This is a genomic window from Flagellimonas marinaquae (assembly GCF_023716465.1).
GTDB lineage: Bacteria > Bacteroidota > Bacteroidia > Flavobacteriales > Flavobacteriaceae > Flagellimonas > Flagellimonas alginolytica.
The window spans coordinates 3,676,630-3,702,982 of sequence record NZ_CP092415.1 but is presented as its reverse complement, the minus strand read 5'-3'; the positions used below and the strand labels follow the sequence as shown (position 1 = coordinate 3,702,982).

Genomic DNA, 26,353 nt, shown 5'->3' with positions numbered 1-26,353 from the left:
AAGAAGGTCAGGTGGTTAACGGTATGGTTTTTAGTCGATGGTTTTTTCTTAAGTAGGTTTCCACTATAAAAGTAGTGTTTTCATCGCTACGCAACGGAGTCATAATCGATTCTAAGATATGAATATTATTGATCTGATGATTGAGTTCAACGTACCCAAATCCTTGAAGCTTACCATTTTTAACCAAAACAAAGCTTCGTTCCCCGGTCTCGCGCCCACGATCTGTTAATGCAATGTTTTTATCTTGAATACTGTACTTTTCAAAAACGGACAATACTTTTTTGTTGCAACAATCTGGATTGGATCGATTTTCCTTTTCTTGGTTATTGGTTTCCCATCCGAGAGACGCGGGGCACAGGTCAAACTCTTCAGCAACTTTTTTTAAAAAGCTTTTTGCAGCTTGCGTTCCGTTGAATGCCATTTTTTTGTATTCCAAAGCCTTGCTTTTTTCCACGTCCAGAATTATGTGGTCCGTTCCGTTCCGATTAAAGTCTATGGTGTGGGTAAACAGTTTCTTTCTGGAAACATGATTGTACCGTGGTTTGGTTCTCGTTTGCTCTAAATATGCTTTTAGAATGGCAATAAGTTCACTGCCCGTAGTTTCGTAGGTAACCTTTTTGGTTTCTTTTTGCAGTTTGCGAGCTAATTTCCCAACATTGGTAAAATGCTGGTTCACACGCTTTTTAATGTTTTTTGTTTTTCCTAAATAGATGATTTCGCCATCCTTGTTGTGCATATAGTATACACCGGTATCGGATGGGAGGTTAAAAACCATGTCCAATTGATTGGGGGATAGTTCTCCGTGGGTTTCTTCGCGTATGACTTCGGTAATGATCTTTTTTTCCGAGTCCTTGTTCAGCAACAATTTAAAAAGCTTCAAAGTAGCAAGGGCGTCGCCATTGGCACGGTGCCTATCGCTCATGGGAATACCCAGTGATCGTGCCAATTTACCCAGACTGTGCGATTCTGCTTCGGGAATGAGTTGTTTGGAAAGGTCCACGGTACAAAGTGTCTTGCGTTGAAAATCATAGCCCAATCGCCTAAATTCCGTTCTAAGGATGCGATAGTCGAACTGGGCATTATGTGCCACTAGAACAGCTCCTTCGGTAATTTCAACGATACGCTTGGCCACTTCATGAAATTTTGGCGCCGACCGCAACATTTTATTGTTGATACCGGTAAGTTTGGCCACAAATGGCTGTATTTCCCTCTCTGGGTTGATCAAGCAGATAAATTTATCGACTACCTCGTGCCCATTGAACCTATGGATGGCAATCTCTGTAATGCCCTCCTCGTTATATTTTCCTCCGGTGCTTTCAATGTCGAGTATCGCGTACATGGAAAATTACTGGTTATGAATAGTTTCTAGCCCCAAATATACTGCTTCCGATCCGCACCATGTTACTGCCTTCCTTTATGGCTAATTGGTAATCACCGCTCATTCCCATGGAAAGAATGCCGATGTCGGGCAATTCTGTTTTAAGATCATCAAACAAAGACTTAAGTAGGGCAAATTCCTTACTAACTTGTTTTTTGTCATCCGTAAAAGTTGCCATGCCCATCAAACCAACAATTTTGATGTTTTCCATGGTCTTAAATTCCTCGGAATTGATGAGTTGATCGAGTTCGTTCTTATCAAGACCAAATTTAGTGTCCTCTTCGGCAATATGTATTTGTAGTAAGCAAGGTATTACACGGTCATGCTTTTTTGCCTGTTTGTTGATTTCCTTGAGTAACCGAGGGCTGTCCACCCCATGGATCAAGGAGACAAACTCGGCCATGTATTTTACCTTATTGCGTTGTAGGTGGCCTATCATGTGCCATTCGATGTCCTTGGGCAAATCTTGCCATTTTTGGACCATCTCCTGTACTTTATTTTCTCCAAACACCCGTTGTCCGGCATCATAGGCTTGCATAATATCTTTATTGGGCTTGGTTTTGGAAACGGCAACCAAGGTAACCCCTAAAGGGAGTTCGGATTTTATTTTATCGAGATTATCTTTTATGGACATAGTTTTCTATAATTCATAAATCGCCAGCCCGCTGCGGAGCTTAGGCTCAATATACGTGCTTTTTGGGGGCATTACCAAACCTGCATCGGCAATGGCCTTAATTTCTTCTATGGTTGTGGGAACAAGGCTAAAACCAACGGCAAAAGCTCCCGAATCCACCATATCTTTCATTTGGATCAGGTTGTTTTTGCCATAACCGTAACAAATCCGGTCGTCGTTTCGTAGGTCTGTAATCCCCAAAATGGGTTCCAAAACAGTTTTGTACAAAATTTGAGTGTCCAATTTACTCAAAGCATCGGGAAAAACGTGATTGGTTTTTCTAAAATGAAGGGTATAAAACTCTCCGGCCAAATACATGCTGAACTCATGTTTTTTGGAGGGTTTTCTCAGTCCGTCCATTCTTTTCTCGATACGGAAATGTTCGTCCAACTGGATAAGGAATTCTTTCTTGGAAAATCCGTTCAAATCCTTCACCATTCGATTGAACTCAAAAATTTTCATCTGGGACTCAGGAATCAGATAAGCCATAAAATAATTGTAGGCTTCCTCTCCGGTATGGTTGGGGTTTTCGGTCTTTTTAATATCGGCCAACAAACTGGAAGAGGCGCTACGGTGGTGTCCGTCCGCTATGTAGAGCGAGTTTAGGTCTCCAAAAGCACTTTCCAGTTTTTTTATGCCCTCGGGGTATGAAATTTTCCAAAGCTTGTGGTTTACTTTGTCCGTAGTGGTAAAATCATATTCGGGCTCGCGCTGTATTTTTCGTTGGAATATTTCATCTACCAAATCACTGTCCTCGTAAGTCATTAAAACCGGTTCTGCATTAAAACCTACGGTGTGCAGGTAATCTGCAAAAAGTTCTTCCCGGTCTTGTATGGTGTCCTCATGTTTTTTGATGACGTTGCTCCTGTAATCATCCACGCTACATGCACAAAAGAAGCCTAAACTCTTAAAATCATCCTTTTCTATTTGATAGAGATAAAAACTGGGCTCTTCGTCTTTCAAAAAGATGTTTTCTTCCAAAAACTCCAAATACCGATTATGTACAAGTCCAAAACGCTCCTTACCCTTAATGTTTTTATCGAACTTGAATCCTGGATTGATGATATGTAAAAACGAGAACGGGTTGTACTTCAGTACAGCCTTGAGCTCTTCTTTTGAATATTCCTCGTAGGAGCGCGATGCAACAAAAAAAGCTTTGTCCTTTGTGGGGCGAATGGCCTTAAAAGGCTTAACTATGGCCATGAAATTCCTTATATAGTTAAAAGAGGTGCTTCCCTCTAATTATTAATTATCGCTACTTAATTTCAAAATACTTGGTCTTCTTTGTCATTTCGAATGTAGTGAGAAATCTCGGTAGTGATTTAAAGTTATGAGATTCCTCGTCGCTTTGTTCTGTTGGAATAACGATCAAATTCTTTTTAATCCTATTTAAATTGTGCGGAAACGTTTTCGGCTTTTCTGGACTCGGAATAATCGTAAAAGCCTTCACCTGATTTTACCCCTAATTTACCGGCCATCACCATATTCACAAGTAGAGGGCATGGGGCATATTTTGGGTTTTTGAAACCATCGTACATCACATTTAGGATGGAAAGACATACATCCAATCCAATAAAGTCGGCAAGTTGCAATGGGCCCATGGGGTGAGCCATTCCCAATTTCATTACCGTATCTATTTCTCTAACGCCGGCGACACCGTTGTACAAGGTTTCGATAGATTCGTTGATCATGGGCATTAAGATCCTGTTGGCCACAAATCCAGGATAATCGTTTACCTCGGTCGGGATTTTGCCCAATTTCTTGGATAGCTCCATAATGGTTTGGGTAACGTCGTTTGAGGTACTGTAGCCCCTTATGATCTCTACCAATTTCATAATTGGCACAGGATTCATAAAATGCATTCCGATTACTTTTTCCGGGCGTTTGGTGGCCGCTCCTATTTGTGTTATGGAAATGGAAGAGGTGTTGGTTGCCAAAATGGTTTCGGGCTTGCATATTTCATCCAAATCCTTGAAGATCTTTAGTTTGATGTCCAAATTTTCCGTAGCTGCCTCTACCACAAGATCGGTATCGTTTACACCGTCCTTTACATTGGTGTAAGTGGTTATATTGGCCAATGTACCCTCTTTTTTGGCTTCGTCTATCACTTCCTTGGCGATCATACGGTCCAAATTTTTGGTTATTGTGGCCATTCCTTTGTCCAAAGATACTTGGGAAATGTCCACAAGATTTACATGATATCCGTTTTGTGCGAATACATGGGCAATTCCATTACCCATGGTTCCGGCACCGATTACAGCTATTTTTTTCATTGTATTTAGTTTGTATGGCTTTGTTCTCGGAACGGAGAACAACACTGAGTTAATTTTTAAAGGATTCGATTATTTGAAGGGCCACTCTAAGGGCATTGGCACCTTGCTCCAAGCTCACGATCGGTGTAGTATCGTTGTTGATGGCATTGGCAAAGGTTTCCAATTCGTCCAAAATGGCATTGTTGGCGTCTATTTCGGGGTTTTCAAAATAGATCTGCTTTTTATCGCCCTCGGCATTCTGGAGAATCATATCAAAATCACCAGGGTTTTCTGGTGCGTCCTTCATTTTTACAACCTCTACCTTTTTCTCTAAAAAGTCGACGGATATGTAGGCATCGCGCTGAAAGAACCTGGATTTACGCATATTTTTTAAGGAAATCCGACTCGATGTTAGATTGGCGACACAGCCGTTCTTAAATTGGATTCGGGCGTTTGCTATGTCTGGGGATTGACTGATCACCGAAACGCCACTTGCGTTTATTTTTTCGACTTCGGATGGAACAACGCTTAAAATAGCGTCAATATCATGGATCATTAAATCCAAGACCACGGGAACATCGGTTCCCCTGGGGTTAAATTCTGCCAAACGGTGCGTTTCTATGAACATGGGATTGTCGATCTTGTCCTTTACGGCCAAAAAAGCAGGGTTAAATCGCTCCACATGTCCCACTTGCCCTTTTACGCCATGCTGTTTGGTAAGTTCGAGCAATTCTTCGGCTTCTTCAAGTGTGTTGGTGATAGGTTTTTCAATAAATATGTGCTTGCCTTTTTCAATGGCCTTTTTGGCACAATCAAAATGTGAAAGGGTAGGGGTTACAATATCTACAACATCAACGGCATCGATCAATTTATTGATGTTCTCAAAATAATTATATCCAAATTCCGCTGCGACTTTCTTGGCGTTGATCTCATCGGGGTCATAAAACCCGACCAGTTCGTATTTGTCCGATTGGTTTAGGAGCCTCAGGTGTATTTTCCCTAAATGTCCTGCTCCAAGGACACCAACTTTTAGCATATTTCCTGTTTTCGTCAAAAATAAGGATATGATGTCAGTTTCCATAAATTTTTGATCGGAAGTAGAGGGATATTTTTAGGGAACTTTTTAAATTCGTGCCTCCAGACCACAGACCATGAAGGATACGCTCAAACATAGGGGAATGCGCAAGAACTTGGCAGAAGTTGTAGCGGCCAAGGGAATTACCGATCAAAAAGTTTTAGAGGCCATAAAGACTATTCCAAGGCACTTGTTTTTAGATAGCAGTTTTGAAGATCATGCGTATCAGGACAAGGCATTTCCCATTGGTGCGGATCAAACGATTTCCCAACCGTATACCGTAGCTTTCCAGACGGAATTGTTGCAGGTTGAACCCAATGCCAAGATTTTGGAGATAGGTACCGGGAGCGGGTATCAAACTGCTGTTTTATTGTATTTAAGGGCTAAAGTGTACACCATTGAAAGACAATCGGAACTGTTTAAATCCACCCGATTGTTTTTTAATAAAATGCACTATCGCCCCAAGAAGATGATTTTTGGGGATGGATATAAAGGATTGCCGCAAGAAGCTCCTTTTGATGGTATTATTGTTACTGCTGGCGCCCCAGAAGTGCCCAAACCATTATTGTCCCAACTAAAAATAGGTGGTAGGCTGGTAATCCCGGTGGGTGTTGACGAGCAGATCATGACACTATTTGTGCGTAAGTCTGAAAAGGAATTCGAGAAAAAGGAATTTGGGTCGTTTCGGTTTGTTCCGCTGTTGGAAGACAAAAATTAATTGTTGAAACTCTTTTTGATCCGGGAGAGATTGCGCTTATTGTCACGATCCTTTATGGTTTCCCGCTTATCGTACAGTTTTTTCCCCTTGGCAAGTCCAATATTCATTTTGGCGAGACCTCGATCATTTATAAAAACATTTAAGGGAACAATGGTCAATCCGGTTGTGGCGACCTCTTTTTGAAGTTTTTTCAACTCCCTTTTGTTGAGCAATAATTTACGTTCTGCTTTTGGTCTATGGTTGTAATGCCCACCATGGCTATACTCATCGATCTGCATATTGATCACAAACAGCTCGCCCTTGGGATTAAACTCACAAAAACTTTGCGAAATAGAGGCTTTGCCCAATCGAAGGGATTTAATTTCGGTACCGCCCAAAACTATACCTGCTGTGTAGGTATCCAGGATTTCGTAATCGAACCGGGCTCTTCTGTTTTTTATGTTGATATTTTTCTGCATTGGGGACAAAAATATAAACTCTTTAGCAAGATTTTTGTAATGTTACGTTAGATTTTACGAATAAGTATCAAAACTCATCTATGAAAAGAATTTTATCCCTGCTCCTCTTAGTTATTGTTATTGGTTGCAAACAAGAACCTAAAAAAGAACTGACCGCCCAAGATATTGTAAATAAATCCATTGAAGATAGCGGGGGTAAACTGTTCGAAACCCATGAAGTGACCTTCGATTTTAGGGATTTAAAATATAGATCGGAAAATATTGACGGTAATCGGGTTTATACGCGTACAAGGGATTTGGACTCGGTTATCGTAAAAGATATTATGACCATGGATAATTTTGAGCGATACATGAACGACTCCTTGGTAAAAGTCAAGGATTCCATGGCTCAACTTTACACCAACTCCATTAACTCTGTCCACTATTTTGTGCGGTTGCCATTGGGGTTGAACGATGCCGCAGTAAACAAAGAGCTATTGGGCAAGGAGACCATTAAAAATAAAGAATACTACAAGATCAAGGTAACATTCGACCAACAAGGAGGAGGGGTCGATTTCGAAGATACTTATGTGTATTGGTTTAATACAGAATCATTTAAACCTGATTACTTGGCCTATAGCTTCCATGTAAACGGTGGTGGACAGCGATTTAGAAAGGCATATAACGAGCGTTATATTGGCGGTATCCGTTTTGTGGATTATGAAAACTATAAACCCAAACAAGAAGGAAGCGATATATTGGAAATTGGCCAGTTGTTCCATACGGACGGGCTGGAACTAATATCCAAAATAGAAACTAAAAATATTACCGTTACGGACGAATCGGAATAAAGCTATCTTTGGTCAATACAATTTTTTTGGAATAGAATTGGTTAATCCATTTTTAGTCGAATGTCGGTTGGGACACCATCGATAAAACGAACAATAAAAAGACTGCTGTTGTCCGAGTCGTCCATTTGATCGTATTTTTCCAAGCCTAAAATTTTATTTACCAGCATGGGGGTGGTATTGCTGTGGCCTACCACTAATATGTTCTTACCTTCATTAAGAAGCTTAAACTCCTCAATATCCAAAGTTTGTGGATCGTAGTACTCAATATCGATATCTTTTTTGATAGAGGTCGGCGCAGCGGTCATGGATGTGCGCTCGTAATTGGTGGAATACACTTTGTCCAAAGAAATAGGGTCGAAAACTTCTGCCCAGCGAATAGCTCTGTCGAGACCATCTTGATTTAGCTCCGGGTCCGGGTTGTCCGGATCGGTCCTGTCCTTTTCTGCATGACGAATAAAATAAAAGGTGGAGATAACAGGGTCTTCCACAATTTTTGTATCTTTTTTGCATCCGATACTTCCAACGAGTATAATTGCAAGAGCAATTAGCGGTTTGATGGTTCGCATAGTTCTATTCAAAGTTCCCTAGTTTTTATTTGTACGTTTAAAAGTAACGTTTAATTTTTATTTTCTTGTATGCGAAAATTAGTGGTTTGTATTTTGGTACTGGTAAATTTCTGGTTTAGTAGGGGGCAAGAACTTGTTTTGCCGTCGGATTTTAGGCAACATACGCTCACTCAGTTCAATGCCAGTTTGTGGAACCCTACCTATTCCCTGGATTGGAACAGGCCGAACTCACTATCCATTTGGACGCGTTGGCAATGGCAGGGTATCGACGGAGACCCAACATCTATCTTTGTAAATTATACCCATCAATTAAATCCGATGGCCGTTGTCGCAGGTGGTTTTTTGCAACATAATACGGGCTTATTTTTATACACGGGAGGCAATTTGAATTTTGCGCAAACTTTTCAGCTCGATGATGGGGTCGACCTAATGGCCGGACTAAATACATTTGCTTTTAGGCAAACCGTGGCAGATGAGCGGTTTGGGCTGGAAGACGAACTGACACCTGAGGAATTGGAAGATCTTGAGGGGTTTAGGGTCCAATTTTCACCAGCTCTTCGACTAATGGTCAATCGTTTTAGTGTTGGTGTGGCATTTGAAAATGCTGTGGGTTTTAGTGTATCCGGGAATGGCGAGAATATGGATAGTTTTCAGGTGGTTACCGGAACATTGGCCAACGACTTTCCAGTAACGATATCAGATGCTTTTGGGGACAGTTTTGTTCGGCCTGTGGTGTATGTAAAATCTGTGCCAGAGGGCGATACCCAATATGGCATTAATGGGCTTTTGTCCACATCCAAGTTTTGGGTGCAGGGCGGGTATAATAGTTTTTATGGTGCATCCGGAGGGCTGGGTGTTACTATAGCCAATACTTTTTCCGTAGGTGGGCTTATGGAATTTGGAACAGACGATCTATTGACCGATGAAGATACTACCATAGAAATTGTAGCGTCTTATCACTTTGGAAAAACAAAATCCAGGGAAAAGCATCAAGACCCTGAAGATGACAAAGAAAAATCAAGGCAGCTCGAAGAAGAAATCGAGCGACAACGCAAAGAAAAGGAACAAAGGGAACTCCAAGCTAGAAGAGAGATGGAGCGAGAGAAAGATTCGTTGTCCGAAATCCAACGAAAGAACGGGCAATTGGAGCTTCAACGTAAAAAAGATAGTATTTCACGTTTACAGAATCAAACAGTGGAAGTAAAACCCAATGAACGATATGAGGAAGTTGAAAGCGAAGACGGTCTGCAAGCCGGTTTTTATCTGATCGCCAATGTGTACGGCACAAAGAAATATTTCGAGAGTTTTATGGAAACGGTCCGTGAGATGGGACTAGAGCCCAAATCTTTCTACAGAAAATCCAATAGATATAATTATGTATACTTGGAAAGGTATAACACCATGGAAGAGGCCAGAAAAGCAAGGGACAGTAAATTTTATGGTAAATACGTGTACAAAACATGGATTTTTAGGGTGAGAGGGAATTAATTCTATTCAACTATCCATGTTTGCCTCAAGTTGTAAGTCATCGATAGTGGCGAAAAGGGGGGCTGGTCGCAATGCATTCTTTCCTGTCCGAACCATTTTGAAAGCAACCAAAGGATTCGTCTTATTTTCTAAGCTCTTGTTTTATCAAATATTCCAAATAGGTGATGGTGTTCATCAAATATTTGCGATCCTGTGTCATCGTACTCATTGCAATGGCGCCTTGGATCATGGTGAATAATTGCTTGGCAAACTGCAGAGGAGGGACCGCAAGTCTGATTTCGTTTTGTTTGGCACCGTTTTCTAGTACGAGTGCGATTTTGCCCTCGACCTCCTTTATGGTTTCTTTTACGGCAGCGGCCAAGAGCTTGTTGTTTCCTTGTGCATCAACACCAACATTTAGCAGTGGGCATCCACCCATGGGCAGTGTAAATACGTCATATTGTTTGTAAAAACCCAGTAAGGAGTACAGTTTATCCAAAGCAGCCGTTCCAAACTCCAGTTTATGGTCTATGGCCGACAACAACAAATTTCTATTGTACTCGAAAGAAGAAAGGGCCAGGGCCTCTTTGTTTTCAAAATTACCATAAATAGCACCTTTGGTCAGGCCGGTGGCCTCTGTAAGATCACTCATACTGGTGCCCACGTAGCCATGTTTGTTGAAAATGGGAGCCACGGTTTCAATAATGTACGCTGTGGTCCTTTCGGCTTTCTTGGTCATTTTAGTAAAGGTTGGTATTGGTGGAAACTAAGATATAAAAAATCAGATACTGTCTGGTATTTTCCAAAACAAAAGCCCCTACTTTAACAAAGTAAGGGCTCGTTTTAAGGGCGATTTAATGTTATTCCACCAATTCGTTCTGATTTCTGAACACCAATTGGTCGTCAAAAGAATCCAGTAGAACAATACTGTCCGAACTAATTTTGCCCGAAAGCAGTTCTTTGGACAAGCTGTTCAATACTTCTTTTTGAATCAATCTTTTGACCGGTCTGGCGCCGTATTGGGGGTCGTAACCTTTCTCTGCCAAATAAGCGATGGCTTCTTGTGTGGCATCCAACGTAATATTTTGCTTGGACAACATTTTCTTTAAGTTTTCCAATTGAAGCCCTACAATGTCCTTGATATCCGATTTGCTCAACGGGGTAAACATGATAATGTCGTCTATTCGGTTCAAAAACTCTGGCCTAATGGTTTTCCTTAGTAATCCCAGCACCTCTACTCGAGCTGCATCGGAAGCACTTTCCACATCCACGGCATCTTCGAACTTCTCTTGGATAATGTGGCTGCCCATGTTACTGGTCATTATAATAATGGAGTTTTTAAAATCTGCCACTCGACCTTTGTTGTCGGTCAGTCTTCCCTCGTCCAGCACTTGCAAAAGGATGTTGAACGTATCTGGGTGCGCTTTTTCTATCTCGTCCAACAGGATTACCGAATAAGGCTTCCGCCGCACGGCTTCCGTTAATTGTCCACCTTCATCATATCCTACATACCCCGGAGGGGCCCCGACCAACCTGCTAACGGAATGGCGTTCTTGGTACTCGCTCATATCGATCCGTGTAATTGCATTTTCATCATCGAACAAGTATGAGGCCAGGGTTTTTGCCAACTCGGTTTTACCTACCCCTGTTGTACCTAGAAATAGAAAAGAGCCTATAGGTTTTTTGGCATCTTGCAATCCGGCTCTACTTCTTCGGATGGCATCGGAGACGGCAATTATTGCCTCATCTTGGCCCACTACGCGCTTGTGGAGTACATCTTCCAATTTTAAAAGTTTCTCCCTTTCGCTCTGCATCATCTTGTTGACCGGGATACCTGTCCATTTGGCAACTACTTCCGCAATATCCTCATAGGTTACTTCTTCTTTGATCAGAGTACCAGCGGTTTGCTGCGTTGCAAGCTCTTCTTGTAACTTGTCCAATTTTTCCTGGGCTTCTTTGATCTTGCCATACCGCAATTCTGCTACCTTACCGTAATCGCCGTTGCGTTCGGCACGTTCGGCCTCTACTTTATAGTGTTCGATATCCTCTTTGGTTTTTTGGATATTGTCCACCACGGTTTTTTCACTCTCCCATTTGGCAAAAATTTCGTTACGGTCTTCCTTAAGGTTGGCCAGTTCCAAATTCAACGACTTTAGTTTGGTCGTATCGTTTTCTCGTTTAATGGCTTCGACCTCAATTTCCAGTTGCATGATCTTTCGGTCCAAAACGTCCAGTTCTTCGGGTTTGGAATTAATTTCCATTCGAAGTTTGGAAGCGGCCTCGTCCATAAGGTCGATTGCCTTGTCCGGCAAAAAACGATTGGTAATGTAGCGTTGAGATAGTTCCACGGCGCCGATCACGGCATCATCCTTAATTCGGACCTTGTGGTGGGCTTCGTACTTTTCCTTTATACCTCTAAGTATGGAAATGGCACTTTCGGTATCGGGTTCGTCCACGATTACCTTTTGGAACCTGCGCTCCAGGGCTTTGTCCTTTTCAAAATATTTTTGATATTCATCCAAAGTTGTGGCTCCTATGGCTCTGAGTTCACCACGTGCCAACGCAGGTTTTAGAATATTTGCAGCGTCCATTGCACCCTGTCCGCCACCTGCACCTACCAGTGTGTGAATTTCATCTATAAATAGTACAATATTGCCATCGGAGGAGGTAACTTCCTTGATTACGGCCTTAAGGCGCTCCTCGAACTCGCCCTTGTATTTTGCCCCTGCAATGAGGGCACCCATATCGAGCGAATAGATTACTTTGTCCTTTAGGTTTTCCGGTACGTCTCCTTGAATAATTCGGTGCGCCAGACCCTCCGCGATCGCGGTTTTACCTACCCCGGGCTCACCAACGAGCATGGGATTGTTTTTTGTTCTACGGGACAAAATTTGCAGTACCCTTCGAATTTCTTCGTCCCTCCCGATTACGGGGTCCAATTTGCCGCTATCGGCCATTTGGTTAAGGTTGTTTGCATATTTATCCAAGGAATTATAGGTGTCCTCGGCACTTTGCGAGGTAACCTTTCCACCTTTTCGCAGTTCTTGAATGGCAGTTTTAAAATCTTTCTCCGTAGCACCCTGATCTTTTAAGATCTGGGCAATTTTACTTTTGGATTTAAAAATGGCCAATAGCAAATGCTCGACCGAAACATATTCATCGCCCATGTTTTTTGCAATGATGCTGGCCTCGTTCACCGTTTTACCTGCTTCTCTGGATAGCATTGTTTCCCCTCCCGAGACCTTGGCAAAACTCTGCAGTTCTTTGTCCAATATTTGGTTGATGAGGTTGGTATTGACGTTCAATTTTTTTAGTATGAAAGGCAATACGTTTTCATCGACTTCGGCAATAGCCTTGAACAAATGCTCGTTTTCGATTTGTTGATGCCCAAATTCTTGGGCCAACTGTTGAGCCCTTTGAATGGCTTCTTGTGATTTTATGGTAAAATTATTAAAGTTCATAGTTGTTGTTTTTTTTAAATTAAGTCAACAACCTTACCACGAAGAAGATACCGTCAAAATGTCTGTAAAACTCAATAAAAATAAGACATTTAGTCAGTTGTAAGCTTTTTGTTCCCCGCCGACTTATCCTGTAAATTTGTAATATGGGATTATTTGACAGTGTTTTCGGAAAAAAGGAGAAAACCAATACGGAAAAGAAGGAATTGCCCTGGGTTCCATTGGAGTCATTGGAGCAATTGGAGACGATTAAGGAGAAATCAAAAGAGAGACCCCAAATTGTTTATAAGCATTCCAGTACATGCGGTATCAGCAGAATGGTATTGGGCATGTTTACCGAAGGATATGATATGGATTTGGAGGTCGATATTCATTTTTTAACGATTCAGCGCAATCGGGATGTATCGAACGCGATAGAGGACCAGTTCAAAGTACGGCATGAGTCGCCACAATTGCTAGTAATCAAGAATGGCGAAGTGGTTTTCCATACATCCCACGGAGCTATTTCGGATGTAGATTTGAAACAGTACCTGTAGGTTTTGAATAGGTTTCGACTCGAGCGTGGCCAAGAACGTTAATACATCTCGACCATGCTCGATACGTAACCATTTTTTAATTGAACTGGTACTTGGATACAATGTTCTTTAGGCGTGCTTTTAGATCTTCGCCTGCATCGTAGACCATTTGCTCGTTCGACGGAAAGGGAACTTCCCTAGCGTTCAGGTACAACAAAAGGTCGTCTTCCAAGGCTCTTTTGTCTCCTTGATAATTGGCGAAGATATGTTCAAAAATAAATTCGCTCGATAGGGGGTAGGAGTTGATTTCCTGTCCGCTCCGTAAATCTGTAAAACTCACTTTTGCGCCAATTTGAGCACTTTTGGTCTGGGTAAACTGGAACAATTTACAAGTAACCGTTCGCATTTTATCTACTTTTATTTTGTTTCCCAAACTATCCTTTACCACATTGCCATCGTTGTCCAAGAGGTATTGCCAACCGTCTTTGATTTGTCTCTCTTTTATCACTTGGGTTTCGTTAATACGCTCCGGAGACACGTTGATCTCCATAAAATCCAAGTTCATGGCATAATCATATTTTACATTTTTCAAGGGGTTGGTGTGGTATTGCAACCAGAAGTTATCAATGCCAAAGGCATTAAAATCCAAAAGCTCCGACTCCAATCGCTCCGGGATGATCTGTTGTGTCTGATTTGCAATGTCCACCCTTACGAATTCCAAACCTTTATTGTAGGCTTCATCCATTTTTGCTACCGTTTCCCGGTAGCCCGGGTTAATTTCCTGCAAATATTTTAAATCATCATAGGCATTTCTGTAATCCGATTTATACTTGGCCGTGGATAGTAGGTTCAGGGCATTTTGGTATAAATGCTCGGAAAGTTCGTCCTTGGTATTTAAGATATTGTTATCGTAGTTTACAAAATTGAACTCGGCGTTTCTTCCTTCATCTGAAATATACAAAGGTAGTAAAGGTCTTATACGCTGTTGGATTTGTTTTAACTGTAAATATTTATTGTAGATGTTTTCCAAATTCGCGGGATTGCCATCATTCTGAAGAAATGAAATTTCTTGTTGCTCCCTCGCGGCATTTTTAGCAAAGGCCTCTTCCAATAAAACAATGTACTGTTGATGTCCTTTTTTGGTCTTGTTCTCGGCCAGGTTCTTTATGGCCTTGTTCATTGCTGTAATGTAGTTGCCCGTATTGAGGGCCTCCTGTGTTTTCTTTACGCCGCTGCAAGCGCTAAAAACAATTATTGCGGTTAAGAGTAAAATTTTTTTCATAGGTTCAACTTTATTGGTTTGATTAGGGGGAATTCAATAGCTGTGCCAAAATTCCCCAATTTATAAACGAAAAAGGTCGAAGGGTAGTATATCTTGGACCAAAAGGCTTAAAAACAGGGTTTTTATTACTTTTTGGGATTTGGCACATTGTTAACTGTTGTTTAATAAAAATACACAGCTAACGGTTTTTTATAGATAAAAATCTACTGGCAATTCGTAATTTTACCGCTTATTAAAAACAAAGGCAAATGCAACGAGACCACAAAATTTTTGAACTAATAGCACAAGAAAAGGATAGACAATTGGAAGGTATTGAATTGATAGCTTCAGAAAACTTTGTAAGTCCACAGGTAATGGAAGCTGCAGGTTCAGTACTTACCAATAAATATGCAGAGGGATATCCTGGAAAGCGCTATTATGGTGGTTGCGAAGTGGTGGACCAAGTAGAGCAATTGGCCATTGACAGGGCCAAGGAACTTTTTGGAGCGGCATACGCCAATGTACAACCACATTCGGGTTCGCAGGCCAATGCATCGGTTTACCATGCATGTTTAAAGCCGGGTGACACTATTTTAGGTTTCGACCTCTCCCACGGCGGGCATTTAACTCATGGTTCGCCCGTAAACTTCTCCGGAAAATTGTACAACCCGGTCTTTTATGGTGTGGACGAGGAAACAGGCATGCTGAACTACGACAGAATTCAGGAGATTGCTGATAAGGAAAAACCCAAATTGATCATTGCCGGGGCATCTGCCTATTCGCGCGATATGGATTTTAAACGATTTAGGGAAATTGCCGATAGTGTAGGCGCTATTTTGTTGGCCGATATATCGCACCCGGCAGGATTGATCGCAAAAGGAATTTTGAACGATCCTATTCCGCATTGCCATATTGTGACTACCACTACCCACAAAACATTGCGTGGTCCGCGTGGTGGCCTTATTTTAATGGGTGAAAATTTTGATAACCCATTTGGCATACGATTAAAGAATGGTAACCTTAGAAAAATGTCGGCACTTTTGGACCTAGCGGTTTTCCCAGGAAACCAAGGAGGCCCACTGGAGCATGTGATCGCTGCCAAAGCGGTTGCTTTTGGTGAAGCACTTTCCGACGAGTTCTTACACTATATGGTACAGGTGAAGAAAAATGCCGCTGCCATGGCCAAAGCCTTTATGGATAAGGACTACAAAGTAATATCGGGCGGTACGGACAACCACATGATGTTGATCGATTTGAGGAATAAAAACATATCCGGCAAGGAAGCCGAACAAGTTTTGGTAAAAGCGGATATTACTGCCAATAAGAATATGGTACCTTTTGATGATAAATCACCATTTATAACCTCAGGTATACGTTTTGGAACGTCGGCAATAACCACAAGAGGCCTTAAAGAAGAAGATATGGAGACCATTGTTGGGTTCATCGATGAAATTTTAATGGATGCTGAGAACGAGGCCAAAATTGCCCAGATAAAACAAAAGGTCAACGATTTAATGAAATCGAGACCCTTGTTCAGTGTTTAGTAATCGCTAGCGTAAAGCGTTATTCGTACAAGAAAATACTTTCGTCGAACAGTTTTTTCTTTCGTAGGGAATATATTAGGGCCTTGTGCTTTTGTCCTTTATCAAAGTAAAGGCCCCAATAATCGTAATAACCGCATTTTGTTCTTAGTGTAGAGGTTTTCTTTTGGATAGCGGCGTTATTGTCTTCAAAAACAGGAACAAAAATCTCATACGGCATTTCGGTCAATCCTTTGGTAAAATAGACAAAGTGTTTGCCTATGGCCGTTAAAATATTGCTGGCCTCTTCGAGGATGCTGTTCTTGTGCAAACGGGTTATAACGATAGAGGTATCCTTAAAATGGAGAGATAGCTCTAAAATGTCCATGGGATAGGGACTTTTATTGTTCAGGACCTCCAGTGCTTTGTCCAACGATTTGGATATGTCCGAGTGGGTCTCTTCTACAAAATTATAATTGCCCCAATCGCCATTGTTAAAATGACGTAGGCATTCCCCTATACCAAAATTATGATGAAGGTCGATGACCAGATTAGTGGAATGGTTTTTTGAATCGTGCCTGCAAATTACTTTGGCAGTAGCGAAAAAATACTTTTCGAGTACGCGTAAAAAATCATCCAATCCATCGGTGGCCAAATAGGTTTTTGGACCAGATTTTTTATGATTGTTATTTGGTTTATTTGATGATGACATGTGGAGTTGATTGAACTTCGTGATTCCTTCAACATAAAATTAGGATGAATCTTTTGCATGGGATTACAGATTATCCTTAAAAATTCTGGGGGTTTTCCCTTGTTTGTAAGTTTTTTTTGATTTTTTGAGCCTAAACCAACCACAAAATCGTCACAACGCCTTATTTTACGGTATTCGAGCCTAAATAAAACCTCGGTTTTTTGCGGCTAAGATAAGGGCAAGATCGTTTTCGTTTTCGGTTCCGAACAATGTCTTTAGGTGCCTTTTTCTATTTTCAATGGAAGATGGGGAGAGCCTGATAAATTTTTCCAGATCCTTGTTCTTTGTTCCTTTGGAAAGGTGATATAGTATTTGTTTGTCCTTCTCGTCTATTTCTATGTCATTGGCCATCTTTTTTCTTATGGCCCCCAATGCCTTGGACGAATAATAAGGAGGCTCTGTCATTATGGTTCTAACGGCTTCTTCCAGCGTTTTGGGGTCAATATCCGTTTTAACCAGGTAACCATCTGGATCCACGGATTTCAATATACTGTTGATCCTAAAGTTGTCGCTAAAGGAAGACATAAAAACAATTTTACTCTCGGGAACAATTTTACGGGCCAAAATACCAAGATCCTCACCGGTATAGGGCTGGTCTTCATTTGGGGCAAAAAGTTGGACATCCAAAAAAAGGATATCGTATTTAAAGGTATTCACGGAATCCTCTATCAGTTTTTTACCTGTGTGGTAAGAGGTAGCTGTATCGACTATAATATTGTGGCCATCGAATTCTATGCCTTCGAGTATAAACTTGTACCCGAGCATGGTCATTTCATGGTCGTCTATTGCAAGTATTCGTAGTGTTTTCATCGTAGGTATTCTTATTAATTTGGGGGACTATGCGTTTACAACATGGTTTTGGTCCGTTGTTTCGAACTCAACATATTTGGCCGGCATGGTAACCATTATAGAGGTGCCTTTCCCGGGCCGACTGTCAATGTCCAAAACTCCTTTAACTTTTTTAACTCTGGAAACAATGTTCCTTAACCCGATTCCTTTCTTTTTTCTACTGGGATCAAAACCAACACCGTCGTCGGTTATGGTTAGTTTTAATCTGCCGTTGGTTGATTGAAAGGATATGGATACATTTTGACTTTTTGCGTGTTTTACACAGTTTTTTAATGATTCTTGAACTATTCTATAGGCATTGATCTTAATGTCTCCCAGCAAATTGTCCCAATTTAATTTTTTGTCGTAAGCAAAGGAACAATTCATGCCGGACGATTTCTCAATTTCGTTGATCATGTCTTCCATGGACACGATAAAATTATGAAATTTTTCATAGGATGCATGGTTCAGTTCATGGGAAATTGTGCGAATTTCCTCTTCAACAAGACGTAGTTTTTCTATTAAATTGGTTCTTTGGTCAATTGAGGCTTGGTCGTTTCTTTCGTTCAATCCACTTAAAATAAGTCGTATGCCCAGCATTTCTCCCAAAATACCATCGTGCAGCTCTTCGGATATTCGTTTTTGTTCCAATTGTTTACCTTCTTTAAACTTTCCTTGTTGGGATAGCATTAAATTGTAAATTTCTTGATTGCTCTCCTGTAGGCGCTGTTTCGATTTTAATTGACTGTTGCTCACATAAAGGGAAATAATGATCAAAAATCCGATACCAAAAGTTATAAAAAGAGCGGTAAAGTATATCCAAACTTGTTTTTCCTTGATCAAAATTTGGTTGGCTTCGATAACTTGATCGGTTTCCAATCGTATTCTGGCAAATTTATCTCGTTTGGTTCGTTCCTCTACCTTTATAATATCGCTTAATTGGGCATATTCCTCAAAATACGATTTAGAATTGGCCGGATCTAGGCCGTTCAACAACCGCAGTGCGTCCAACATACGGTCGTTGTTGTAGGTTTCTTTGGCAACCTCGAACGATTCCTTGGCTTGGGCAATAGCTTGTAGGGTGTCTTTTTTAGCGGCCAAGACCTCTGCATAGTAATAATTAAGGCGGGCACGATCGTATAAATCGCCATATTCTGCGTTTACCACAAAAGCTTCGTTTAGGAGCTGTTCTGCTTGCTCGGCATCGTTGTCCAGTTTTAAAACAGTGTAGGCAAAACTGCCCAAGGCTTTTTGGTATGTGCCCGGTAAGTTTTGCTTAAAAGCATTATCCGATAAAAGCTGTTTGTATTCTTGCTTAGCTTTTTCATAATCCCCTGCATTTAAATACACACTGGCGATATTGTTTTGGATAACCCATTTCGATTTGTTTTTACCGGGATTATCTGATTTATCTAGATATTCGAGGGCTTTATTGTAGGATTCAATCGATTTTTCGGTATTTCCCAATCCTTTGGCAAGCACACCTAGTAAATTGTAACTACTATGAAGTCTATAATTATCTTCCAGGTCATCGAATATTTTTATGGCGGCAGTGGTGCTGATCTCACCGCCCAAATAATCCTTGTAAGAGTCTTGTACCCGAGCCATTCCGTAATACATTCTTGCGCGGAGTGATTTTGAAGTGGAGTCCACAGGCATTTTTTCGAAACTTTTTAATGCATTGCGATAATAAAACATAGCACTGTCCATAACGCCTTTGGATTGTAAAAAAAGAGCCAAGTCCCAATTGGAATAGCCCAACACCTTGTTTGATTTAGCGTTCTGCGATAGCTTGATCAATTCTTGATTGGATCTCCTAAAATTTAAAGAGTCCCTTAGTTTTAAATAGGCCAAAGAAATTTTAGAGAGTTGTTCAAGCTTGATGGAGTCGTTCGAAAGGGCCATGGATTTTTCTTCCGCTTGTTTTAAATAGACCTTTTTGTCCTCCAAGGACAGCTCTTTTGCGGTCTTGGCAATGTTTACCAGCTCCTGTATGGAATCTAGTTCCGGGCTGGTAGTTGCCTCGGTTTTAGGGGACTGCTTGGTGCACCCCCAGATCAATACTGCCAGTATAGCAAAGGTTACGTTCTTCAAACTAATGTGATTTATTTAACCAAGGTAACAAAAAAAGCCCCAAAGCAGTTTAGTTTGGGGCGTGGTTTTATAGTATTGTTACATTGGTTTTAGCGAATATCCGTGGGGCTTTGTTGTAACCTTATAAGGCTATTCTTTCTCAGGCCCATTTCAATTCTTTGTTGTAACGATATCTCTTGTTGACTTAATTCAGTGGTAAGCGCTAGGCTCTGCTCCAATTTCTCGTCTTTTTTATATAAAAGTATGGTCAATACAATCAGAACTAAGGCAAAAAGTTTATTTATGTGAGGTTTTGGCATAATTAGCAAGATCAATTATTCGTTGTCACCACGTCCGTCAGGAGGAATAACATCATCATCGTTTGCGCTCTCGTCAATGGTAAGTTGTTCGAACAGGGCCTCGGTTTCCTGTACATCCGTTTCGGTTTCACAAGAGTAGAATCCTACTGTTAACAAGGCCAATGCTAAAATGCTAAATACTTTTTTCATAATATTAGGTTTTTGGTATAAATATTAGGTTTATACCGGCTAAATTATGGGGCATTTTAAGTAAGCGAAGTAGTTTTGGCCGGGGAGTAGTAAAGCCAAGGTTTCTGCTAGAATTTGATTATGATCTGTTAGAATTCTGTTAATTAAGGGCCTTTGTTGCTGTTTTGGAGAGTGTTTGCTTTAAAAGATCCACCTTGTCCTTGTAGGTCTTGGAAAAAGGAAGTTCCTCTACTTTACCATAATTAAGGCTGCAAATGGATTTGCCATAGTTTATCCGAGAAACATATCGGCTGTTGATGATATAACTCTGGTGTACCCGGATAAATTGCCCTGGCAATTGTTTTTCGAAAGATTTCAGGGTTTTAAAAGCGCTGACAACGCTCCCGTCCTTCATAAAAAAATCGGTAGAGTTGTTATCGGATTTTAGATATAGGATGTTGTTCATATCCAAGTATCTGTAATCTTTATATGATTTTAAACAGATAGTGGAGGGGGTATCTTGCTTTGGATGCATCTTGCGCAAACGCAAAACTGTTTTTCTTATATCAAACTCGTTATGGGGCAGGATCCAATAATCAAAAAATCCGCTCTTAATGGCATTGTATGCATATGCCTTGGTTTTGGCGTACCCTATTATTAAGGGAAGTGTCTGCGTATATTGGTTGAGTTCCGCGACCATTTGGAAGTAATCCACACCATCTTTACCTAGATTGATAAGCACCACATCGGGGTTGAACTTTAAAATGGAATTTAGACCTGCCGAGGCATTGGTGTCGACACTTGTGCACATAAAATCATCGTATTCCTCCAAGTACAGCTGTAACTGTAGCTTAGAAGATGCATCCGAGTCTATTATGTTATAGGTGTATTCCATTTACAAATTGCTGATTGCAAGTTACTAACGCACGAAAAAAACTCATTGCAGTTTTCCCTTAAAAAAACTAGGGATTTCTTCCTAAAACGGGTTATTTTCCTACAGTTTTCCATAAAAAAACGTTAAACAGGAAATAACTGTAATTTTTCTTGGAGAATTTTTAACCCAAATTTTAGGTCAGAATTAATGGTGGTCCACACCCTTTTTTATTACAAGTTTTTTAAGAAAAAATCAAAATAGGGTTTGGAAAGATGTGTGTTTAGTAGGTTCAATAAATAGCTTTGGTTTATGTTTGGTCTACTACTATATTACAATTTGTACTATAAGGCTCAAAATTTTAATCGGAAGAATTTCGGTTTTGCCCTATAAATTCGATGAACTGCTGTTTTTTAATGGGATCAAAGCGAAAAAACATGGTCAAAACTTTGTTTTACAGAGTCTTAGTCGTACAAGGGAGAGGTGTTGTTATTCAAAAAGTGCTTTGATTTCTTCAGGAATTCGTTTGGGACGGAAAGTCCTTGCGTCCAACAGGCACCATTCCGTTACACTTTTTACCAAAAGATCTCCCGTTTTGCGGTCTGTAATTTCCACCACACGGGTCGATATGGGCCCTTTGCTGCTTTTTATGTACGTTTTCAGGTGTAGGGTATTGCCCAATAAGGCGGATTTATGGTATGTGATATTGTGGTTGCGGACCACCCAGATCATACTCTTTTGAGTTCCTTGCGACGTAGCAGAAGTCCAATGTTTTTTGGAAATATCCTGAATCCATTCAATATACCGGATATTGTTTACGTGGTTCAGGTCGTCCAGATCATTTTGGACAACCTTTAAGGTTTCGGTATAACTCCGCATTACTACTTCTTAAGGATTTTTACCTCAAAAAGTTTGTCCCAGTTTTTACCGGTCACAAAAAAAGTTTTCTTTTCTGGATGATAGGCAACCCCATTGAGCACCGAATTGTTATCGTCCCATTCAGCACCTTTCTTCACTTTATTTTTTAGACCTCCAAAATTAATTACACCCTCTATAGCACCGGATGTTGCATCTATGATCATCATGCTCTCCTTTTGGTACACGTTGGCATAAATTTTTCCGTTCACATATTCCAGTTCGTTGGCCTTATTAAAAATTGATTTGTTGGTCGCTATCTCAATGTATCCGGTTTCTTCAAGGGTATCTGGGTCCAAGAACCATATTTTTTCGGTGCCGTCGCTCTTGAATATTTTATCGCCATCGTTGCACAGGCCCCATCCTTCGCGACTTTTACCATAGGTAAAGTTTTTGATTTTTTCCAAATCGCCAATGTTGTACACAAAGCCGATACCGCTCTGCCAGGTAAGTTGATACAATTTATCGTTCAGTATAGTAATGCCCTCTCCGAATATAGAGGCATCCATATCGATCTGTTGCATAACTTCTCCCGTCTCAAAATTGACCTTTCGCACAGTGGAAGCTCCTTTTTTGCCTGTACTCTCATATAAAACTCCTTCATGAAACTCCAGGCCCTGTGTATAGGCCCCGGTATCGTGGGGGTAGGTGTTCAAAATTTCGTAGGTGTAAATTTCTGGTGCCGACTCCGCCAATACCCTGATCTCTTTTTCAACTTCTACGGTTTGATTTTCAATATTGAACTTGGCAATAAGTGTTTTGGTGCCCAAAGTGGGCAGGGCCATGGTCAATTTTCCATTGGTGAGGGGCATTTCCTTACCATCTATTAAGTACTGCAGATTCGAAATTTCGATGTCCTTTTTGTTCTTTAAAGCAACACCCACCTGCTGGTTTAGCTGTATTGATTTGTTTTCCAGCTGAATGGAGAAGTGCTTGGCCGGGTCGGGATTACCGCCACAGGCCAAAAAGAAAAGCAATGTAGTTGTTGCGAAAAAAAGTTTGCCCATGGTTTTGAGTGTTTGTGTCATAGCAAGTTATCAAGAATCTTCGAAATTAAGAATGAAATGGGATTGCCACAAATTTTAAAAGGTCGTATATTTGCACTCGGCAAGTCCTACACGACCAGCTCCTGCAGAATCCCCCAGGGCGGGAACGCAGCAAGGGTATGTGGTCGTAGCGGTGCGATGTAGGTAGCTTGCCTTTTTTTGTACCCAAAAATCAGATGATCATGGATAAAAAAGTTGTACTGATCACAGGCGGTTCTTCAGGAATTGGTAAGTCCATTGGCTCATTTTTGACCCAAAAAGGCCTTACGGTTTATGGTACTACGCGAAATCCTAAAAATTATCCCGACTTTGATCATTTTGAACTGGTCCAATTGGACGTGAAGGACGTGGAAAGTATACAAAAAGCAGTTTCTTACGTTATTTCCAAGGAAAACCGATTGGATGTTTTGATCAACAATGCCGGTGTCGGCATTACAGGGCCTATTGAAGAGACACCACACGAGGAAATTCTACATGTTTTCGATACAAACTTTCATGGTCCAGTACATGTAATGAAGGCGGTATTGCCACAAATGCGCCAACAGGGTGGGGGTACCATCATCAATATAACCTCTATTGCAGGATATATGGGATTGCCTTTCCGAGGATTCTATTCTGCCACCAAAGGTGCTTTGGGGCTAATCACAGAGGCATTGCGTATGGAGACCAAAGATTTTGGCGTTACCATTACCAATGTCGCACCAGGGGATTTTGCGACCAACATAGCCTCTGGCAGGTACCATTCCCCGGTTATCAAAGGTTCGGCTTATGCAGAAAAATATGGTCAAACCCTTAAAGGGATCGATGAAGATGTGGATAGTGGGGGGGACCCCGTTCAAGTAGCTGAGGCTGTATATAAGATCATAAACCAAAAGAAACCCAAGGTCCATAATCCGGTAGGGGCATTTTTACAAAAATTTTCACTTAGGTTAAAGAAGATATTACCCGATAAAGTCTACGAAAAATTACTCCTCAACCATTATAAATTGTAATTTTATACCTCTTACGAACCTATATAAATACTTAGAAATGAAGTTTTTTATCGATACTGCCAATTTGGACCAGATTAAGGAAGCCCAAGAGTTGGGCGTACTGGACGGTGTAACCACCAATCCCTCCCTAATGGCCAAAGAAGGTATTACTGGAAAAGATAATATCCTTAAACATTATGTGGACATTTGCAATATTGTGGATGGTGACGTTTCTGCCGAAGTGGTGGCCACGGAGTTCAACGAAATGGTGAAGGAAGGTGAGGAGCTTGCCAAATTGCACGATCAGATCGTGGTAAAAGTCCCTATGATAAAAGATGGGGTAAAGGCATTGAAATACTTTTCCGATAATGGTATCCGTACCAATTGTACTTTGGTTTTTTCACCAGGGCAAGCGCTGTTGGCCGCTAAAGCCGGAGCAACTTATGTTTCCCCTTTCTTGGGTAGATTGGACGATATTTCCACCGATGGACTTAACCTGATCGCGGAAATCCGTTTGATTTATGATAACTACAATTTTGATACCCAGATATTGGCAGCATCAATCCGTCACACGATGCACGTAATCGACTGTGCAAAGTTGGGTGCCGATGTAATGACCGGCCCATTGTCCTCAATCGATGGATTGTTGAAACACCCCTTGACCGATATTGGATTGGAAAAATTCTTGGCGGATTATAGAAAGGGAAATTCCTAATAGAAAAGAATAAACAATTAAACAGGCCCTGAATGAAAATCGTTCGGGGCTTTTTTATTCGCTATAAGGAAGTGTAAAGATTGGCAAACCCATCTACTATTACCGTATCCTTGGCAATAACGCATTTGTTGAGCCCGTCAATGATCATGGCCATCTGGAGCTCCTTAAAGTTTTCTCCAAAATACTGTTTATTGGTGTCCAACTGATACTCTTCCATTAGCTGTTGCCATTGGTTGTAATTGGTTCTTAGGTTAATCCCTATAAAATTGTAATGCGGGTATTTTTCTTCAAGAGATGTAATATGCTGGTTTACATTTCTAAAATGTCTTTTTTGCTCAGCGGTCCAGAAGTAAAACACCGTATTCTTTTTGTTGTTGGCCAGTTCCTTTATGGACACTTCCTCATTGTTCATGTTTTTGACCAACAAATTGGGCAGAGCCGTGTTCGGCTGCAAATTTTTGATGCCTTTGTAAAGTAGATCGATCTCTTCCTTGTGTTGATCGTTGGATGATAGCTTTTTGAACTTCTCGATAAAAGCTGATGCCTCCTCGCTGGTTTTGTGTTCCCTCAATAAGTAATCCATGGCAACATTTCTAAATAAAATGTCTCTTAGCTCTACCTGATGCACCAAACTGTCAACAAGGGCCAATTTATGTTTGTTAAAGTGCAATCTATCTACAACAGGCTCTTTATTGTCGGAAGTACAATCTTCCAAACAAGCGGTATAGGACATATTGCCAAAATGCCATTTCATAAAATCAAAATAGGGTCTAAAATAAGTCAGGTCCTTATTGTTTAGATCTATCTTTTTTCGGTATTCGTAAAAGCTGTCGTCCAACTCGTGGATGGTTTCCTCCCCGGTTCGTTTTTTATGATAAAAAGGATATTTCTCTTTGGTAATGTAGGTGTTGTAATCTATGGAAGCCTCCGCCATTGCATAAGCTCGATCGGAGAATTCGTTCTCCAGGGCCAAATCTTTTAAGTGATTCATTTTAGCGGTATGCAATGAATCTATTTTTTTGCTAAAAGTTTCTGGATCCATTACGTAAAAATCTTTAACGATATCCTCCTCTTTTTCGTTCTTGAGGAAAACCTCGATCAAGAAATTATTGATTTCGCTTCCTTTTCCGGAGTAGACCAAAGATTCGTCGAACTCAACCGTGTTCAGTCTGGCCAAAAGACTATCCCCTTTGCTTAAATAGACATACTGTAGTTCTGGGGCATGATCAAAATGATATAGCCCTTCTTCTATGTTATCAAACCTGAAAGCAAAATGGTTGTTGTTGTCCAACTTTACGGAATCAACATAGGCATCGTTGTGATACAGCACCACATAATCACTAGTGGGGTTCACAATTTCACCCCCAAAATAGATGGAGGATTTGTTTTCTGACGTACCAGAACAAGATACAAGTGAAGAAAGTACAGTGAGGCCGAGTAATAATCTTACCATATATAGCTAAGGATACAATTGAATCAAAAATAAACAACCCGATTAGCCTAACTTGTTAACGTGTAGTTAAA

The 26,353-nt window shown here is 40.8% G+C and carries 25 protein-coding genes and 1 other RNA gene; 8 read left to right on the top strand and 18 right to left on the bottom strand.

Annotation, left to right across the window (positions count from 1 at the left end):
- Positions 1-7: 7 nt before the first annotated feature.
- From MJO53_RS16470 to MJO53_RS16450, 5 genes are all read right to left on the bottom strand, one after another.
- Positions 8-1,339, bottom strand: a complete 1,332-nt coding sequence (locus MJO53_RS16470; RefSeq protein ID WP_252079923.1) for an exonuclease domain-containing protein — start codon at positions 1,337-1,339, stop codon at positions 8-10.
- Between the two features lie 13 nt (positions 1,340-1,352).
- Positions 1,353-2,012 (bottom strand): YggS family pyridoxal phosphate-dependent enzyme, encoded by a 660-nt coding sequence (locus MJO53_RS16465; RefSeq protein WP_224836712.1) that lies wholly within the window; start codon positions 2,010-2,012, stop codon positions 1,353-1,355.
- A gap of 6 nt (positions 2,013-2,018) precedes the next feature.
- Entirely contained in the window at positions 2,019-3,254 is a 1,236-nt protein-coding gene (locus MJO53_RS16460) for a DUF1015 domain-containing protein (protein WP_252079922.1), read from the bottom strand.
- Positions 3,255-3,436: 182 nt separating this feature from the next.
- A complete protein-coding gene (locus MJO53_RS16455; RefSeq protein ID WP_252079921.1) occupies positions 3,437-4,324 on the bottom strand; it encodes a 3-hydroxybutyryl-CoA dehydrogenase in 888 nt (295 codons plus the stop codon).
- A 49-nt stretch (positions 4,325-4,373) separates the two neighbouring features.
- Entirely contained in the window at positions 4,374-5,339 is a 966-nt protein-coding gene (locus MJO53_RS16450) for a Gfo/Idh/MocA family protein (RefSeq protein ID WP_252081252.1), read from the bottom strand.
- A 115-nt stretch (positions 5,340-5,454) separates the two neighbouring features.
- Between MJO53_RS16450 and MJO53_RS16445 the strand changes: the two genes are divergently transcribed.
- Complete coding sequence (locus MJO53_RS16445; protein ID WP_224836715.1) at positions 5,455-6,096, top strand: protein-L-isoaspartate(D-aspartate) O-methyltransferase; 642 nt, start codon at positions 5,455-5,457, stop codon at positions 6,094-6,096.
- On the opposite strand, the gene smpB is transcribed toward MJO53_RS16445, so the two are convergent.
- On the bottom strand, positions 6,093-6,554 hold the full coding sequence (gene smpB / locus MJO53_RS16440) for an SsrA-binding protein SmpB (protein WP_224836716.1): 462 nt from the start codon (positions 6,552-6,554) through the stop codon (positions 6,093-6,095). The genes MJO53_RS16445 and smpB overlap by 4 nt on opposite strands.
- 80 nt (positions 6,555-6,634) lie before the next feature.
- On the opposite strand from smpB, the gene MJO53_RS16435 reads away from it, so the two are divergent.
- Positions 6,635-7,384 (top strand): DUF6503 family protein, encoded by a 750-nt coding sequence (locus tag MJO53_RS16435; RefSeq protein WP_252079920.1) that lies wholly within the window; start codon positions 6,635-6,637, stop codon positions 7,382-7,384.
- A gap of 41 nt (positions 7,385-7,425) precedes the next feature.
- Here the strand turns inward: MJO53_RS16435 and MJO53_RS16430 are convergent, their stop codons facing one another.
- The gene (locus MJO53_RS16430; protein ID WP_252079919.1) at positions 7,426-7,950 is read right to left on the bottom strand and encodes a SixA phosphatase family protein; all 525 of its coding nucleotides are present in this window, start codon (positions 7,948-7,950) and stop codon (positions 7,426-7,428) included.
- Positions 7,951-8,019: 69 nt separating this feature from the next.
- Between MJO53_RS16430 and MJO53_RS16425 the strand changes: the two genes are divergently transcribed.
- Positions 8,020-9,438 carry a PorP/SprF family type IX secretion system membrane protein gene (locus MJO53_RS16425; RefSeq protein WP_252079918.1) on the top strand — a complete coding sequence of 473 codons (1,419 nt, stop codon included), beginning with the start codon at positions 8,020-8,022 and terminating at the stop codon, positions 9,436-9,438.
- Positions 9,439-9,559: 121 nt separating this feature from the next.
- On the opposite strand, the gene MJO53_RS16420 is transcribed toward MJO53_RS16425, so the two are convergent.
- Both MJO53_RS16420 and clpB read right to left on the bottom strand, forming a co-directional pair.
- On the bottom strand, positions 9,560-10,156 hold the full coding sequence (locus MJO53_RS16420) for a TetR/AcrR family transcriptional regulator (protein ID WP_252079917.1): 597 nt from the start codon (positions 10,154-10,156) through the stop codon (positions 9,560-9,562).
- A 121-nt stretch (positions 10,157-10,277) separates the two neighbouring features.
- Complete coding sequence (gene clpB, locus MJO53_RS16415; protein WP_252079916.1) at positions 10,278-12,878, bottom strand: ATP-dependent chaperone ClpB; 2,601 nt, start codon at positions 12,876-12,878, stop codon at positions 10,278-10,280.
- 143 nt (positions 12,879-13,021) lie between these two features.
- Between clpB and ytxJ the strand changes: the two genes are divergently transcribed.
- On the top strand, positions 13,022-13,411 hold the full coding sequence (gene ytxJ / locus MJO53_RS16410) for a bacillithiol system redox-active protein YtxJ (protein ID WP_252079915.1): 390 nt from the start codon (positions 13,022-13,024) through the stop codon (positions 13,409-13,411).
- Between the two features lie 76 nt (positions 13,412-13,487).
- Here the strand turns inward: ytxJ and MJO53_RS16405 are convergent, their stop codons facing one another.
- Complete coding sequence (locus tag MJO53_RS16405; RefSeq protein WP_252079914.1) at positions 13,488-14,672, bottom strand: hypothetical protein; 1,185 nt, start codon at positions 14,670-14,672, stop codon at positions 13,488-13,490.
- A gap of 248 nt (positions 14,673-14,920) precedes the next feature.
- Between MJO53_RS16405 and glyA the strand changes: the two genes are divergently transcribed.
- Positions 14,921-16,195 (top strand): serine hydroxymethyltransferase, encoded by a 1,275-nt coding sequence (glyA, locus tag MJO53_RS16400; RefSeq protein ID WP_252079913.1) that lies wholly within the window; start codon positions 14,921-14,923, stop codon positions 16,193-16,195.
- A 19-nt stretch (positions 16,196-16,214) separates the two neighbouring features.
- Here glyA and MJO53_RS16395 read toward each other — a convergent pair whose 3' ends face one another.
- The 7 genes from MJO53_RS16395 to MJO53_RS16365 all read right to left on the bottom strand — a co-directional run bounded on the left by MJO53_RS16395 (position 16,215) and on the right by MJO53_RS16365 (position 23,104).
- The gene (locus tag MJO53_RS16395) at positions 16,215-16,883 is read right to left on the bottom strand and encodes a hypothetical protein (protein ID WP_252079912.1); all 669 of its coding nucleotides are present in this window, start codon (positions 16,881-16,883) and stop codon (positions 16,215-16,217) included.
- Positions 16,884-17,063: 180 nt separating this feature from the next.
- Positions 17,064-17,732: a histidine kinase gene (locus MJO53_RS16390; RefSeq protein WP_224836725.1), complete on the bottom strand. Its 669-nt coding sequence runs from the start codon at positions 17,730-17,732 to the stop codon at positions 17,064-17,066.
- A 27-nt stretch (positions 17,733-17,759) separates the two neighbouring features.
- Entirely contained in the window at positions 17,760-19,844 is a 2,085-nt protein-coding gene (locus MJO53_RS16385; RefSeq protein WP_252079911.1) for a tetratricopeptide repeat-containing sensor histidine kinase, read from the bottom strand.
- Between the two features lie 314 nt (positions 19,845-20,158).
- Positions 20,159-20,332, bottom strand: a complete 174-nt coding sequence (locus MJO53_RS16380; protein ID WP_252079910.1) for a hypothetical protein — start codon at positions 20,330-20,332, stop codon at positions 20,159-20,161.
- 139 nt (positions 20,333-20,471) lie between these two features.
- Positions 20,472-21,206: a LytR/AlgR family response regulator transcription factor gene (locus tag MJO53_RS16375; RefSeq protein WP_252079909.1), complete on the bottom strand. Its 735-nt coding sequence runs from the start codon at positions 21,204-21,206 to the stop codon at positions 20,472-20,474.
- Between the two features lie 465 nt (positions 21,207-21,671).
- Positions 21,672-22,061 carry an acyl-CoA thioesterase gene (locus MJO53_RS16370; RefSeq protein ID WP_252079908.1) on the bottom strand — a complete coding sequence of 130 codons (390 nt, stop codon included), beginning with the start codon at positions 22,059-22,061 and terminating at the stop codon, positions 21,672-21,674.
- Positions 22,062-22,063: 2 nt separating this feature from the next.
- On the bottom strand, positions 22,064-23,104 hold the full coding sequence (locus MJO53_RS16365) for a glutaminyl-peptide cyclotransferase (protein ID WP_252079907.1): 1,041 nt from the start codon (positions 23,102-23,104) through the stop codon (positions 22,064-22,066).
- 98 nt (positions 23,105-23,202) lie between these two features.
- On the opposite strand from MJO53_RS16365, the gene ffs reads away from it, so the two are divergent.
- From ffs to fsa, 3 genes are all read left to right on the top strand, one after another.
- Positions 23,203-23,301, top strand: an RNA gene (gene ffs, locus MJO53_RS16360) — signal recognition particle sRNA small type.
- Positions 23,302-23,325: 24 nt separating this feature from the next.
- Positions 23,326-24,135 carry an SDR family oxidoreductase gene (locus MJO53_RS16355; protein ID WP_252079906.1) on the top strand — a complete coding sequence of 270 codons (810 nt, stop codon included), beginning with the start codon at positions 23,326-23,328 and terminating at the stop codon, positions 24,133-24,135.
- Positions 24,136-24,172: 37 nt separating this feature from the next.
- Positions 24,173-24,829, top strand: coding sequence for a fructose-6-phosphate aldolase (fsa, locus tag MJO53_RS16350; RefSeq protein WP_224836732.1), 657 nt, complete (start codon positions 24,173-24,175; stop codon positions 24,827-24,829).
- Positions 24,830-24,890: 61 nt separating this feature from the next.
- Here fsa and MJO53_RS16345 read toward each other — a convergent pair whose 3' ends face one another.
- On the bottom strand, positions 24,891-26,282 hold the full coding sequence (locus tag MJO53_RS16345; RefSeq protein WP_252079905.1) for a TlpA family protein disulfide reductase: 1,392 nt from the start codon (positions 26,280-26,282) through the stop codon (positions 24,891-24,893).
- Positions 26,283-26,353: the final 71 nt, after the last annotated feature.

Coding starts and splice junctions, on each gene's coding strand:
- MJO53_RS16470 (WP_252079923.1), bottom strand. CDS start 1,339: ATGTACGCGATACTCGACATTGAAAGCACCGGAGGAAAATATAACGAG.
- MJO53_RS16465 (WP_224836712.1), bottom strand. CDS start 2,012: ATGTCCATAAAAGATAATCTCGATAAAATAAAATCCGAACTCCCTTTA.
- MJO53_RS16460 (WP_252079922.1), bottom strand. CDS start 3,254: ATGGCCATAGTTAAGCCTTTTAAGGCCATTCGCCCCACAAAGGACAAA.
- MJO53_RS16455 (WP_252079921.1), bottom strand. CDS start 4,324: ATGAAAAAAATAGCTGTAATCGGTGCCGGAACCATGGGTAATGGAATT.
- MJO53_RS16450 (WP_252081252.1), bottom strand. CDS start 5,339: ATGCTAAAAGTTGGTGTCCTTGGAGCAGGACATTTAGGGAAAATACAC.
- MJO53_RS16445 (WP_224836715.1), top strand. CDS start 5,455: ATGAAGGATACGCTCAAACATAGGGGAATGCGCAAGAACTTGGCAGAA.
- smpB (WP_224836716.1), bottom strand. CDS start 6,554: ATGCAGAAAAATATCAACATAAAAAACAGAAGAGCCCGGTTCGATTAC.
- MJO53_RS16435 (WP_252079920.1), top strand. CDS start 6,635: ATGAAAAGAATTTTATCCCTGCTCCTCTTAGTTATTGTTATTGGTTGC.
- MJO53_RS16430 (WP_252079919.1), bottom strand. CDS start 7,950: ATGCGAACCATCAAACCGCTAATTGCTCTTGCAATTATACTCGTTGGA.
- MJO53_RS16425 (WP_252079918.1), top strand. CDS start 8,020: ATGCGAAAATTAGTGGTTTGTATTTTGGTACTGGTAAATTTCTGGTTT.
- MJO53_RS16420 (WP_252079917.1), bottom strand. CDS start 10,156: ATGACCAAGAAAGCCGAAAGGACCACAGCGTACATTATTGAAACCGTG.
- clpB (WP_252079916.1), bottom strand. CDS start 12,878: ATGAACTTTAATAATTTTACCATAAAATCACAAGAAGCCATTCAAAGG.
- ytxJ (WP_252079915.1), top strand. CDS start 13,022: ATGGGATTATTTGACAGTGTTTTCGGAAAAAAGGAGAAAACCAATACG.
- MJO53_RS16405 (WP_252079914.1), bottom strand. CDS start 14,672: ATGAAAAAAATTTTACTCTTAACCGCAATAATTGTTTTTAGCGCTTGC.
- glyA (WP_252079913.1), top strand. CDS start 14,921: ATGCAACGAGACCACAAAATTTTTGAACTAATAGCACAAGAAAAGGAT.
- MJO53_RS16395 (WP_252079912.1), bottom strand. CDS start 16,883: ATGTCATCATCAAATAAACCAAATAACAATCATAAAAAATCTGGTCCA.
- MJO53_RS16390 (WP_224836725.1), bottom strand. CDS start 17,732: ATGAAAACACTACGAATACTTGCAATAGACGACCATGAAATGACCATG.
- MJO53_RS16380 (WP_252079910.1), bottom strand. CDS start 20,332: ATGAAAAAAGTATTTAGCATTTTAGCATTGGCCTTGTTAACAGTAGGA.
- MJO53_RS16375 (WP_252079909.1), bottom strand. CDS start 21,206: ATGGAATACACCTATAACATAATAGACTCGGATGCATCTTCTAAGCTA.
- MJO53_RS16370 (WP_252079908.1), bottom strand. CDS start 22,061: ATGCGGAGTTATACCGAAACCTTAAAGGTTGTCCAAAATGATCTGGAC.
- MJO53_RS16365 (WP_252079907.1), bottom strand. CDS start 23,104: ATGGGCAAACTTTTTTTCGCAACAACTACATTGCTTTTCTTTTTGGCC.
- MJO53_RS16355 (WP_252079906.1), top strand. CDS start 23,326: ATGGATAAAAAAGTTGTACTGATCACAGGCGGTTCTTCAGGAATTGGT.
- fsa (WP_224836732.1), top strand. CDS start 24,173: ATGAAGTTTTTTATCGATACTGCCAATTTGGACCAGATTAAGGAAGCC.
- MJO53_RS16345 (WP_252079905.1), bottom strand. CDS start 26,282: ATGGTAAGATTATTACTCGGCCTCACTGTACTTTCTTCACTTGTATCT.